Source organism: Cupriavidus sp. SK-4 (assembly GCF_000611125.1).
Taxonomy (GTDB): Bacteria; Pseudomonadota; Gammaproteobacteria; order Burkholderiales; family Burkholderiaceae; genus Cupriavidus; species Cupriavidus necator.
Window position 1 is genome coordinate 1 of sequence record NZ_JFJW01000043.1, and the last position, 12,946, is coordinate 12,946.

A 12,946-nucleotide genomic window follows, 5' to 3' on the forward strand; every position below is an offset into this window, starting at 1 on the left:
CTCCGGCGCGGCCGGCGAACATCGCCGCCACCGCCAGGCCGGCGCCAGCGCTCCGCCCGCCAGCAGCGCGCAGCAGTAAGGACACCGCATGAACCCCTCACGCCTCTTCATCGAGCGCCCGGTCGCCACGGCGCTGCTGATGCTGGCCATCCTGCTGTCCGGGCTGGTGGCGTACCGGCTGCTGCCGCTGTCGGCGCCGCCCNCCCGAAGTGGACTACCCGACCATTCAGGTCACCACGCTCTACCCCGGCGCCAGTCCCGACGTGATGACCTCGTCGGTGACCGCGCCGCTTGAGCGCCAGTTCGGCCAGATGCCCGGACTGAAGCAGATGTCGTCGTCCTCGTCGGGCGGCGCTTCGGTGATCACGCTGCAGTTCGAGCTGACTCTGCCGCTGGACGTGGCCGAGCAGGAGGTGCAGGCCGCCATCAACGCCGGCAGCAACCTGCTGCCGTCAGACCTGCCGATGCCGCCGGTCTACAGCAAGGTCAACCCGGCCGACGCGCCGATCATGACCATCGCCATGACCTCGGACACCATGCCGCTGCCCAAGCTGCAGGACATGGTCGATACGCGCGTGGCGCAGAAGATCTCGCAGATCCAGGGCGTGGGCCTGGTCACGATCAGCGGCGGCCAGCGCCCCGCGGTGCGGATCCAGGCCAACCCGGCCGCGCTGGCTTCGCTGGGCATGTCGATCGACGACTTGCGCACCGCGATCGGTGCCTCCAACGTCAACGGCGCCAAGGGCAGCTTCGACGGCCCCGCGCGCGCCTCCACCATCGACGCCAACGACCAGCTGCGCTCGGCCGACGAATACCGCCAGATCATCCTGGGCTACAAGAACGGCGCGCCGATCCGCATCACCGACGTGGCCGAGATCGTCGACGGCCCCGAGAACAGCCGCCTGGCCGCCTGGGCCAACGACAAGCCCGCGATCGTGCTGAACATCCAGCGCCAGCCCGGTGCCAATGTGATCGAAGTGGTGGACCGCATCAAGGCGCTGCTGCCGCAGCTGCAGAATGCGCTGCCGGCCTCGGTCCACGTGCAGCTGCTGACCGACCGCACCACCACCATCCGCGCCTCGGTCGAGGACGTGCAGTTCGAGCTGCTGCTGGCGATCGCGCTGGTGGTGCTGGTGATCTTCCTGTTCCTGCGCAATATACCGGCCACCATCATCCCGGGCGTGGCGGTGCCGCTGTCGCTGGTGGGCACCTTCGGCGTGATGTACCTGGCCGGGTTCTCGATCAACAACCTGACGCTGATGGCGCTGACGATTGCCACCGGCTTCGTGGTCGATGATGCGATCGTGATGATCGAGAACATCATGCGCTACATCGAGAAAGGCGATTCGCCGATGGCGGCGGCGCTGAAGGGCTCGAAACAGATCGGCTTCACCATCATCTCGCTGACCTTCTCGCTGGTGGCGGTGCTGATCCCGCTGCTGTTCATGGGCGACGTGGTCGGGCGCCTGTTCCGCGAGTTCGCGATCACGCTGGCGGTGTCGATCCTGATTTCGGCGGTGGTATCGCTGACGCTCACGCCGATGATGTGCGCGCGCCTGCTGCACCATGTGCCGGAAGAGAAGCTGTCGCGCTTTCACCGCGCCAGCGGCCGCTTCTTCGACAACGTGATCGAGCGCTACGGCCGCGCGCTGGAGTGGGTGCTCGATCGCCAGAAAGCGACGCTGGTGGTGGCCGTGGCCACGCTGGTGCTGACCGGGCTGCTCTATCTGCTGGTGCCCAAGGGCTTCTTCCCGGTACAGGACACCGGCGTGATCCAGGGCATTACGGAAGCCGCACAGACCACCTCGTTCGACGCCATGGCGCGCCGGCAGCAGGCTGTGGCCAAGGTGGTGATGCAGGACCCGGCAGTGGCGAGCCTGTCCTCGTTCATCGGCGTGGACGGCACCAACACCACGCTCAACGCGGGGCGCATGCTGATCAACCTCAAGCCCAAGGGCGAGCGCGATCCCATCGAAGTGGTCACGCAGCGGCTGCAGCAGGCCGTGCACGAACTGGGCGGGGTGTCGCTGTACACGCAGCCGGTGCAGGACCTGACCATCGAGGACAAGGTCTCGCGCACGCAGTACCAGTTCACCGTCGAGGATCCCGATCCCGCCACGCTGGCCGCGTGGGTGCCCAAGCTGGTGGAACGCCTGCGCCAGGAACCGGAGCTGCGCGACGTCACCAGCGACCAGCAGAACAACGGCCTGCGCGCCTATGTCGATATCGATCGCGACGCCGCGGCGCGCTTCGGCATCACCACCGCGGTGATCGACAGCGCGCTGTACAGCGCCTTCGGCCAGCGGCTGGTGTCGACCATCTTCACGCAGTCGAGCCAGTACCGCGTGGTGCTGGAGACCATGCCCGAGTTCCGCAAGAGCCCGCAGTCGCTGGCCGACCTGCGCCTGCCCTCTTCGTCCGGCGGGCAGGTGCCGCTGGGCTCGTTCGCGCGCATCACGGAGCGCACCGGCCCGCTGGTGATCAACCACCAGGGCCAGTTCCCGGCGGCGACGATCTCGTTCAACCTGGCGCACGGCGAATCGCTGGGTGCCGCGGTCGACAAGATCACCAAGGTCGAGCAGGAGCTGGGCCTGCCGATCTCGATGCAGACCAGCTTCCAGGGCGCCGCGCTGGCCTTCCGCGCGTCGCTGTCGAACACGCTGTGGCTGATCCTGGCCGCGGTGGTGACGATGTATATCGTGCTGGGCGTGCTGTATGAAAGCACCATCCACCCGGTCACCATCCTGTCGACGCTGCCGTCGGCCGGCGTCGGCGCGCTGCTGGCGCTGCTGGTTGCGGGCCAGGACCTGGGCATCATCGCGATCATCGGCATCATCCTGCTGATCGGTATCGTCAAGAAGAACGCGATCATGATGATCGACTTCGCGCTCGAGGCGGAGCGCGAAGGCGGCATGAATCCGCGCGATGCGATCTTCCAGGCCTGCCTGCTGCGCTTCCGCCCGATCCTGATGACCACCATGGCGGCACTGCTGGCGGCACTGCCGCTGATGCTGGGTTCCGGCATCGGCAGCGAGCTGCGCCGGCCGCTGGGCGTGACCATGGTGGGCGGCCTGCTGGTGAGCCAGGTGCTGACGCTGTTCACCACGCCGGTGATCTACCTGGCTTTCGACCGCGTAGCCACGCGCGTGAAGGGCTGGCGCAAGCGGCGCTTCGGTGATCCGGAGGAAGGCGGTACGGGCGAGGAGCCGGTGTAACGATGAATCTCTCGGCTGCCTTCATCCACCGCCCCGTCGCGACCGCGCTGCTGACGCTCGGCATCCTGCTGGCGGGGCTGGCCGCGCTGCGGCTGCTGCCGGTGTCGCCGCTGCCGCAGGTGGACTTCCCCACCATCTCGGTGTCGGCGTCGCTGCCGGGTGCGAGTCCTGAAACGATGGCCGCCACCGTGGCGACGCCGCTCGAGCGCGCGCTCGGCACCATCGCCGGCGTGACCGAGATCACTTCGAGCAGCTCGCTCGGCTCCACCCGCGTGACGCTGCAGTTCGACCTGTCGCGCAATATCGACGGCGCCGCGCGCGACGTGCAGGCGGCAATCAACGCCTCACGCGCGACGCTGCCGACCAGCCTGCCCAACAACCCGACCTATCGCAAGGTCAACCCGGCCGACGCGCCGATCATGATCATCGCGCTGACCTCGCCGACCATGACGCGCGGGCAGCTGTACGACGCGGCCTCGACCATCCTGGCGCAGAAGCTGTCGCAGGTCGATGGCGTGGGCCAGGTCACCATCGGCGGGGCCTCGCTGCCGGCAGTGCGGGTAGAGCTGAACCCGACCGCGCTGAACAACTACGGCATCTCGCTGGAGGATGTGCGCAACACCATCAGCGCGACCAACGCCAACCGGCCGCTGGGCACGCTGGAGAACGCCGCCAGCAACTGGCAGGTCTACGCCAACGACCAGGCGATGAAGGCGGAAGACTACATGCCGCTGATCATCCGCTATGCCACGCCGGGAACCTTCTCGTCGACGTCGGCGGGCGCGCTGATTGCCAGCACCGCCAACGCCGCCGCAAGCGGCGGCGGCAGCACNCGCCGCCGCAAGCGGCGGCGTCAGCACCAAGGTGGTCAACGGCGTGACCGTGACCACGCTGACCACCAGCAGCGGCACCACCACCATCACCAGCGGCGCCACCGGAGGCACCAGCGCCACCAGCGGGCCCAACTCGTTCGCGGTGCCGGTGCGGCTGCGCGACGTGGCCAATGTGGTCGACTCGGTGCAGGACATCCGCAACGCGGGCTCGGCCAACGGCAAGCCGTCGGTGCTGCTGGTGCTGAACCGCTCGCCCGGCGCCAACATCATCGAGACCGTGGACCGCGTCAACGAGATGCTGCCGCAGCTGCAGAAGATGATCCCCGCGGCAATCTCGATGGACGTGATGATGGACCGCACGCCCACCATCCGCGCCTCGCTGCGCGAGGTCGAGAACACGCTGATGATCTCGGTGGCGCTGGTGATCATGGTGGTGTTCGTGTTCCTGCGCAATGTGCGCGCCACCCTTATCCCCAGCGTGGCGGTGCCGGTGTCGCTGATCGGCACGTTCTCGGTGATGTACCTGGCCGGGTTCTCGCTGAACAACCTGTCGCTGATGGCGCTGACCATCGCCACCGGCTTCGTGGTCGACGATGCCATCGTGGTGCTGGAGAACATCTCGCGCCATATCGAGGACGGCATGAAGCCGCTCGCCGCTGCGCTGCGCGGTGCGCGCGAGGTGGGCTTCACGGTGCTGTCGATGAGCCTGTCGCTGATCGCGGTATTCATCCCGCTGCTGATGATGGGCGGCATCGTCGGCCGGCTGTTCCAGGAATTCGCGATCACGCTGTCGGTGGCGATCCTGGTGTCGCTGGTGGTGTCGCTGACCACCACGCCGATGATGTGCGCACGGATGCTGCGCCCGCCCGAGCCGGAGAAGCAGGGCCGCTTCTTCCGCGCCACCGAGCGCATGTTCCAGTGGCTGCACGATGGCTATGCGCGCTCGCTGTCCACGGCGCTGCGCCTGAGCCCGCTGGTGTGGCTGGTGCTGATCGCCACCATCGCACTGAACGTGTACCTGTACGTGATCGTGCCCAAGGGCTTCTTCCCGCAGCAGGACACCGGCCGGCTGATCGGCTTTATCCGCGCCGACCAGGCCACCTCGTTCCAGGCCATGCGCGGCAAGCTCGACAATTTCATCAAGATCGTCCAGTCCGACCCCGCCGTGGTCAATGTGACCGGTTTTACCGGCGGTTCCCAGCGCAATACCGGGCAGATGTTCGTCACGCTCAAGCCGCTGTCGGAGCGCAAGGAATCGGCCGACGCCATCATCGCGCGGCTGCGCGGCAAGCTGTCCAAGGAGCCGGGCGCGAGCCTGTTCCTGCAGTCGGTGCAGGATATCCGCATCGGCGGGCGGCAGAGCAGTTCGCAGTACCAGTTCACGCTGCAGTCCGACGACCTGGAAGTGCTGCGCGCGTGGGAACCCAAGGTGCGCGCCGCGTTGTCGAACCTTAAGGGGCTGGAGGACATCGACACCGATACCAACGACAAGGGCCTGCAGACCTCGGTGATCATCGACCGCGACGCGGCCTCGCGCCTGGGTGTGACCGCGCAGCAGGTGGATGCGGTGCTCAACGATGCCTTCGGCCAGCGGCTGGTGTCCACCATCTACCATCCGCTGAACCAGTACCGCGTGGTGATGGAGCTGAGCCAGGAATACCTGCAAGGGCCCGATGCGCTCAAGGACATCTACGTGGTCACCGGCAACGGCAACCGCGTGCCGCTGGCGGCATTCGCGCGCGTAACGCCGACCAGCACGCCGCTGGGCGTGAACCACCAGGGCCAGTTCGCGGCCTCGACGATCTCGTTCAACCTGGCCGAGGGCACCTCGCTCTCGCAGGCGACCGACGCGATCACGCGCGAGATGGCGCGCATCGGCGTGCCGGAGACGCTGCGCGCCAACTTCCAGGGCGGCGCCAAGGCGTTCCAGGATTCGCTCAAGAGCCAGCCGATCCTGATCCTGGCGGCGCTGATCACGATCTATATCGTGCTGGGCGTGCTGTATGAAAGCTATGTGCATCCGCTGACGATCCTGTCGACGCTGCCCTCCGCCGGCGTGGGTGCGCTGCTGGCGCTGCTGGCATCGAAGACCGACTTCAGCATCATCGCGCTGATCGGCGTGATCCTGCTGATCGGCATCGTCAAGAAGAACGCGATCATGATGATCGACTTCGCCATCGATGCCGAGCGGCGCGAGGGACTGTCGCCGCGGGACGCGATCTACCGCGCCTGCCTGCTGCGCTTCCGCCCGATCCTGATGACCACCATGGCCGCGCTGCTGGGCGCGGTGCCGCTGGCGATCGGCCGCGGCGACGGCGCCGAGCTGCGCGCGCCGCTGGGCATTTCCATTGTCGGCGGGCTGGTGGTAAGCCAGCTGCTGACGCTGTACACCACGCCCGTGGTCTACCTGACGCTGGACCGCTGGCGCCTGAAGGCCAAGGCCTGGCGCCAGCGCCGCCGTGGCACCGGCACGCCGGACCAGCCGGCCGCCGTCTAGATTTGCGAAGACTCGATATGACAGTTCTTTCCCGCCTCCTGACCCATGCCCTGCCGGTGCCGCTGGCCTGCGCGCTGCTGCTGGCCGGCTGCGCCGTCGGCCCCGACTACCAGCGCCCCGACGCGCCGGTCTCCGCATCCTTCAAGGAGGCCGATGCCGCCACCCCCGCCTGGAGCGGCGACTGGAAGCCCGCCGAGCCGCAGGATGCGCTGGCACGCGCCGACTGGTGGACCGTGTTCGGCGATGCGCAGCTCGACGCGCTGATGTCCGAGGTGCAGATCTCGAACCAGAACATCAAGGCCGCCGAGGCGCAGTACCGCCAGGCGGTGGCGGCGCTGCAGGCCGCGCGCGCCGGCTTCTTCCCGACCGTGGACGCACAGGCCGGCGCCTCGCGCGCGCGCGGCGCCAGCGGCAGCACGCTCAACGGACAGAGCGCGACCCTGGGCGCAACCTGGGAAATCGACGTCTGGGGCCGCGTGCGGCGCCAGGTGGAAAGCAGCGAGGCCAGCGCGCAGGCCAGCCAGGCCGACCTGGCCTCGACGCTGCTGTCGACGCAGGCGACGCTGGCGCAGAGCTACTTCCTGCTGCGCGTGGCCGATGCGCAGAAGGCCCTGCTGGACCGCACCGTGGCCGACTACCAGAAGTCGCTGCAGCTGGTGCAGAACCAGTATGCGGCGGGCACCGCGCAGCGCTCGGACGTGCTGCAGTCCGAGACCCAGCTCAAGAGCGCGCAGGCGCAGCAGATCGACATCCAGATCACGCGCGCGCAGCTGGAGCACGCCATCGCGGTGCTGGTGGGCAAGCCGCCCGCGGCGCTGGCGCTGGCCGCCGACGACTTCCGCACCGCGCCGCCGCGCGTGCCGGCCGCGGTGCCGTCGCAGTTGCTGGAGCGCCGCCCCGACATCGGCGCGGCCGAGCGCCGCATGGCCTCGGCCAATGCGCAGATCGGCGTGGCGCAGGCGGCCTACTACCCGACCCTGTCGCTGTCGGCCAGCGGCGGCCTGACCGCCAGCACGCTGGCGCGCTGGATGTCGCTGCCGGACCGGATCTGGTCGATCGGCGGCGGGCTGGCCGGCACGCTGTTCGACGGCGGCCTGCGCAGCGCGGCCAAGGCGCAGGCGGTGGCGGCCTACGACCAGACCGTGGCCAACTACCGCCAGACCGTGCTGGGCGCGTTCCAGGAAGTCGAGGACAACCTCGCCGCGCAGCGGCTGCTGGAACAGGAAGCGGTGGTGCAGAACGACGCGCTGCGCTCGGCGCGCGAGGCGCTGGCGCTGGTGAACAACCGCTACCGCGCCGGCACCGCTGGCCTGCTCGACGTGCTGACGGCGCAGACCAGCGCCTACACCGCCGAGCGCACCGCACTGTCGATCGCCGGCCGCCAGTACACGGCGGCGGTGGTGCTGATCAAGGCCCTGGGCGGCGGCTGGCATGCGCCCGGCGCAGAGGCTGCGCCGGCACAGGCCGGTACGAACCAGGCCGTCAGCCAGCGCTAGCCGCAGGCGCGCGCGGCAGCGGCTGTTGGCAGATGCGCTCGCGCAGCCAGGTGGCGGCCTTGCCCAGCGGCCGCTGCTTGTGCCAGACCAGTTCCATCGCCACCGGCCAGTCCTGCTGCTGGAACGCCAGCGGCGGCGTCACCAGCCGCGCCGCGGCCGGCGAATTGGCCACCACGTGCCACGGCACGAAGGCCCAGCCCAGCCCGCGCTTGACCAGTTCCACGATCACCCACTGGCTTTCCACCCACCATACGTCGGCGGCCACGCGCAGGCGCATCTTCTCTTCGCTGTCTGAGCGGGTGGCGACCATCAGCTGGCGGTAGCGCTTGAGCTCCTCCCAGTCCACGCGCTGGCCGGCCAGCGGATGCTCGGGTGCGCACAGAATCTGCATCGGCACCCAGCCCAGCGCATGGAAGCCCAGCGCCGGCGGCAGCACCTCCTGCCGCCACATGATGCCCAGGTCGGCGCCGCCCTCCAGCACCAGCCGGCTGACGTCCTCCATCAACGGAAACAGCAACTCAAGCTCCACCGCCGGGAAGCGGCTTGAGAACTCTTCCAGAAGCATGCCCAGCGTCTCTTCCGGATAAAGCTCGTCCACCGCCAGCACCAGCCGCGTCTCCACGCCCTCGCCCAGGCTCTTGGCCACGCCGCGGAAGTGCTCACAGCGCTCCAGGATCACGCGCGCCTCGGCCAGCAGCCGCTCGCCCGCGGGCGTCAGCACCGGGTAACGGCCGGAACGGTCGAACAGCGCGTTGCCGGCGTCGATTTCCAGGTTGGACACCGCCGCGCTGACCACCGACTGCGCCTTGCCCAGCCGGCGCGCGGCGGCCGAGAACGAACCGGTGTCAGCCGCCGCGACGAATGCCTGCAATTGCTCGATGGAGAGGCCCATAAATTACTTTCAACGTTTGTCTATCTGTTTTGCAGATAGGATCCAACTTGGCAATCCCTACCCAGCAGATAGACTAGCTCCCATCGCGTTTGACACGCAAGGAGAACAACGATGCGCAAGACCTGGGACCGGATTCGCCACGCCATCGGCTTCGAGGTGGTCGGCCTGCTGATTTTCGCGCCGCTGGCCAGCTGGGCCTTCGGCTATGAACTGCACGAGATGGGCCTAATCGGCATCGTCGCCTCGCTGATCGCCACCGGCTGGAACTACCTGTACAACGTACTCTTCGACAAGGGCATGCTGCGTTTCACCGGCCAGCTGCGCAAGTCGGTGCCGGTGCGCGTGCTGCACGCCGTGCTGTTCGAACTGGGCCTGCTGGTGGTGTTCCTGCCGTTGGTGGCCTGGTACCTGGACATCAGCCTGGTCGACGCGCTCATCATGGACATCGCCGTGGCCGTCTTTTACATGGTCTACGCGCTGGTGTACAACTGGCTCTACGACACTGTCTTCCCGGTGCCGTCGCTGAAAGCACAGCCCAAGCCGGAAGGCGCCGCACTTAGCTAAGCGCGGGTTTTTCCTGACCCCGGAGGCGTCACTCCGGGGTCTTCCCCGTCTTGCCGCATCCGGTCGAATTGTTATACTCCATAACAAATCCAATTCGACCGGAGGCAACGCGCCCGCGCTTGCGTACCGGCGCATCCTGCACGCGGGGGAGACACCATGAAGATCGCAATCGCCGGTGGCGGCATCGGCGGACTGACGCTGGCGCTGCTGTGCCACCGCCACGGCATCGAGGCCGAGGTCTGGGAGGCCAGCGAAACGCTGCGCCCGCTGGGCGTGGGCATCAACCTGCTGCCGCACGCCGTGCGCATCCTGTCCGAGCTGGGACTGCGCGACGCGCTGGCGGATATCGCCATCGAGACCTCATCGCTCTCCTACTACAACAAGCGCGGCCAGCGCATCTGGCATGAGCCGCGCGGGCTGGCGGCCGGCTATGACTGGCCGCAGTTCTCGATCCATCGCGGCGAATTCCAGATGCTGCTGCACCGTACCGTGGTGGAGCGCCTGGGCGCCGGCGCCGTGCATACCGGCCATGGCTTCGAGACCGTGCTGGACACCGGCGCGGGCGGACAGGTGCGCTTTGGCCTGCGCCGCCGCAGCGACAATGCCGAGGTCGAGGCCAGCGCCGATGTGCTGGTCGGCGCCGACGGCATCCACTCGGCGGTGCGCCGCCACTTCTACCTCACCGGCGACCTGCCGCGCTTCTCGCGCCGCCTGCTGTGGCGCGCGGTCACCGAGGCGCCGCCCTACCTGGACGGCCGCTCGATGTTCATGGCGGGACACCAGGACCAGAAGTTCGTGGCCTATCCGATCTCGGAGCCGCTGCGCCGCCAGGGCCGCTCGCTGGTCAACTGGATCGCCGAGCTGCGCGTGCCCGACAGCGTGCCCGACACCCCGCCGCGCAGCGACTGGAACAAGCAGGTCGACAAATCCGTGTTCTGCGCCGCGTTTGCCGACTGGCGGTGGGACTGGATCGACATCCCCGCGCTGATCGACGGCGCCGGGGCGATCTACGAATTCCCGATGGTCGACAAGGACCCGCTGCCGCGCTGGACCTTCGACCGCGTCACGCTGCTGGGCGACGCCGCGCACCCGATGTACCCGATCGGCTCGAACGGCAGCGCGCAGGCCATCCTGGACGCGCGCCACCTGGTCGACAGCCTGCTCGGCACGCCCGACACCGGCTACGCGCTGCGCGAATACGAGGCCGAGCGCCTGCCGCGCACCGCCGGCATCGTGCTGCGCAACCGCATGAACGGTCCCGAGCAGGTGATGCAGCTGGCCGAGGAACGCGCGCCGCAGGGCTTTGCCGACATCGACCAGGTGATCCCGCGCGCGGAACTGGAGGCGATTTCGCTGCGGTACAAGCAGCTGGCGGGATTCGACCGGCAGTCGATGCAAGGCAACCGATAGCATCCGGCAGGTTCGACAATGCAGAACAAGACCATCGAGAGAGGAGACACCATGGCGCCCCTGACTACCACCAAGCTGGCCCGCCTCGCACTGGCCGCGGCCCTCGCCTTCAGCGCCGGCAGTGCGCTGGCCGACATCACCGTCGGCGTCAGCCTGTCCACCACCGGCCCGTCGGCGTCGCTGGGCATCCCGCAGAAGAACTCGCTGGCCTACCTGCCGCAAAAGATCGGCGGCGAGGCGGTACGCTACATCGTGCTGGACGATGCCTCGGACCCCACGCAGGGTGCCAAGGTGGCGCGCCGCTTTGTCTCCGAGGAAAAGGTCGACATCATCCTGGGCTCGTCCGCGGTGGCGCCGTCGATCGCCATTGCCGAGGTGGCCGATGAAGCCCAGACCGTGCAGCTGGCGTTCTCGCCGATCGAACTCAAGCCCGGGCGCGGCGCCTGGACCTTCCGGCTGGCGCAGCCGGTGCGGCTGATGGCCAATGCCGTGGCCGCCACCGCCAAGACCAACGGCGTCAAGACCATCGGCTTTATCGGCTTTGCCGACGCCTACGGCGAGACCTGGCTGAAGGACTTCACCGCCGCCGCCAGTGCCAACGGCATCAGCCTGATCGCCACCGAGCGCTACGGCCGCGCCGATACCAGCGTGACCGCGCAGGCCATCAAGCTGATTGCCGCCAAACCCGATGCCATCCTGATCGCCGGCGCCGGCACCGGCGCCGCGCTGCCGCACACCACGCTGCGCGAGCGCGGCTACGGCGGCACCATCTACCACACCCACGGCGCGGCCACCAAGGACCTGATCCGCATCGGCGGGCGCATGGTCAATGGCGCAATCCTGCCGGCCGGACCGGTGATCGTGCCGGAGCAGCTGCCCGCGGGCGACCCGGTGCGCAAGCCGGGGCTGGACTATGTCACCCGGTATGAAAAGCAATACGGCGCCGACAGCCGCACCCAGTTCGGCGCCCATGCCTACGACGCCGGGCTGGTGCTGGAGCGCATCGTGCCGGTGGCGCTCAAGCATGCCAAGCCGGGGACGCCGGCGTTCCGCCAGGCGCTGCGGCAGGCACTGGAGACCGAGCGCGACATCGTGGTCTCGCACGGCGTGCTGAATTACAGTGGGCAAGACCACTATGGCTTCGACCAGCGCGGGCGGGTTATGCTGACCATCGATAACGGCAACTGGAAACTGCTCAATTGACATCCCCCCCTCCCCTCTCTAAAGAGAGGGGATTCCCTCTGCAGGCGATCGATGTCCCGATCGGGCAAGGATATTTAGCGCAGCGTTCACATCGCGATCATGTACAGCACCGCATTCACTGCATACCCATTGCCTTATTCCAAGGTCTGCCATACCTTTCGGCCTCTCCGGCGACATCGCGTCGCACGAAGAGCAGACCTGGGTGGTGAAACGTTCGTCGACTTCCTCGTACCACGCGCCATGCGCAATCGCCTTGTACGCGTAGACGAGAAGCATGCCGGTCATTCTAAATTGGGATTGCTTGCTGCCGGCAGCACTCCTTTCACTCCCCGCACTGAAAGCCGGGGTTTCTCGGAGCAAGTCTGATGAATCCCGACGCATCCGGCACACCGCCCGCCGCACCCCCGCGCCCGCGCAGCACCACCGCCGCATCCGCGCGGCGCAAGGCGCGGGACCCGCTCGCGCCGGATCCGGCCGCAAGCGCCGGTGCCGATGCCGGTTTCGACCCGCATGTGCCGAATATCGACTATGGCGTGCTCGACAACCTGATCGGCTACGCCATCCGCCGCGCGCAGATCCGCATCTATGAAGACTTCGTGCTGTCGCTGGCGCAATGGCAGATCACGCCGCCGCGCTTTTCGGCGCTGATCATCATCTCGCGCAACCCGCACCTGAAGCTGACTGAGCTGGCGCAGATCCTCGGCATCGCGCGCTCGGGGGCGGTGCTGCTGGTCGACGCGCTGGAAGAGATGAACCTGGTGGCGCGCCGCCCGGCAGCCGGGGATCGCCGCGCCTACAGCCTGGTGCTGACGGCAGCCGGCCGCCGCACGCTGGAA

6 protein-coding genes and 3 pseudogenes are annotated in these 12,946 nt (G+C 68.0%); 7 read left to right on the top strand and 2 right to left on the bottom strand.

All coding sequences use genetic code 11. The annotated features are described in order from the left end of the window. Positions 1 to 88 precede the first annotated feature (88 nt). The 3 genes and pseudogenes from CF68_RS09005 to CF68_RS09015 all read left to right on the top strand — a co-directional run bounded on the left by CF68_RS09005 (position 89) and on the right by CF68_RS09015 (position 8,041). Positions 89 to 3,215 (top strand): annotated as a pseudogene (locus CF68_RS09005) (MdtB/MuxB family multidrug efflux RND transporter permease subunit). A 2-nt stretch (positions 3,216 to 3,217) separates the two neighbouring features. Continuing rightward, positions 3,218 to 6,545, top strand: a pseudogene (locus CF68_RS09010) (efflux RND transporter permease subunit). A gap of 17 nt (positions 6,546 to 6,562) precedes the next feature. Beyond that, on the top strand, positions 6,563 to 8,041 hold the full coding sequence (locus tag CF68_RS09015) for an efflux transporter outer membrane subunit (protein WP_051591462.1): 1,479 nt from the start codon (positions 6,563 to 6,565) through the stop codon (positions 8,039 to 8,041). Here the strand turns inward: CF68_RS09015 and CF68_RS09020 are convergent. Beyond that, entirely contained in the window at positions 8,028 to 8,933 is a 906-nt protein-coding gene (locus CF68_RS09020) for a LysR family transcriptional regulator (protein WP_035817658.1), read from the bottom strand. The genes CF68_RS09015 and CF68_RS09020 overlap by 14 nt on opposite strands. Before the next feature lie 111 nt (positions 8,934 to 9,044). Between CF68_RS09020 and CF68_RS09025 the strand changes: the two genes are divergently transcribed. The 3 genes from CF68_RS09025 to CF68_RS09035 all read left to right on the top strand — a co-directional run bounded on the left by CF68_RS09025 (position 9,045) and on the right by CF68_RS09035 (position 12,110). Beyond that, on the top strand, positions 9,045 to 9,497 hold the full coding sequence (locus tag CF68_RS09025) for a PACE efflux transporter (protein WP_035817661.1): 453 nt from the start codon (positions 9,045 to 9,047) through the stop codon (positions 9,495 to 9,497). A gap of 156 nt (positions 9,498 to 9,653) precedes the next feature. After that, positions 9,654 to 10,907: a flavin-dependent oxidoreductase gene (locus CF68_RS09030; RefSeq protein ID WP_035817664.1), complete on the top strand. Its 1,254-nt coding sequence runs from the start codon at positions 9,654 to 9,656 to the stop codon at positions 10,905 to 10,907. 51 nt (positions 10,908 to 10,958) lie between these two features. Then, entirely contained in the window at positions 10,959 to 12,110 is a 1,152-nt protein-coding gene (locus CF68_RS09035) for an ABC transporter substrate-binding protein (RefSeq protein ID WP_035817666.1), read from the top strand. 18 nt (positions 12,111 to 12,128) lie between these two features. Here the strand turns inward: CF68_RS09035 and CF68_RS36120 are convergent. Beyond that, a pseudogene (locus tag CF68_RS36120) lies at positions 12,129 to 12,374 on the bottom strand (zinc ribbon domain-containing protein); the annotation flags it as partial. Between the two features lie 101 nt (positions 12,375 to 12,475). Here CF68_RS36120 and CF68_RS09040 point away from each other — a divergent pair. After that, a partial coding sequence (locus CF68_RS09040; RefSeq protein WP_235205708.1) for a MarR family winged helix-turn-helix transcriptional regulator occupies positions 12,476 to 12,946 on the top strand: 471 nt, incomplete at its 3' end.

Excerpts from the sequence above, each read along its gene's own strand:
- CF68_RS09015 (WP_051591462.1), top strand. The coding sequence starts at position 6,563 with ATGACAGTTCTTTCCCGCCTCCTGACCCATGCCCTGCCGGTGCCGCTG.
- CF68_RS09020 (WP_035817658.1), bottom strand. The coding sequence starts at position 8,933 with ATGGGCCTCTCCATCGAGCAATTGCAGGCATTCGTCGCGGCGGCTGAC.
- CF68_RS09025 (WP_035817661.1), top strand. The coding sequence starts at position 9,045 with ATGCGCAAGACCTGGGACCGGATTCGCCACGCCATCGGCTTCGAGGTG.
- CF68_RS09030 (WP_035817664.1), top strand. The coding sequence starts at position 9,654 with ATGAAGATCGCAATCGCCGGTGGCGGCATCGGCGGACTGACGCTGGCG.
- CF68_RS09035 (WP_035817666.1), top strand. The coding sequence starts at position 10,959 with ATGGCGCCCCTGACTACCACCAAGCTGGCCCGCCTCGCACTGGCCGCG.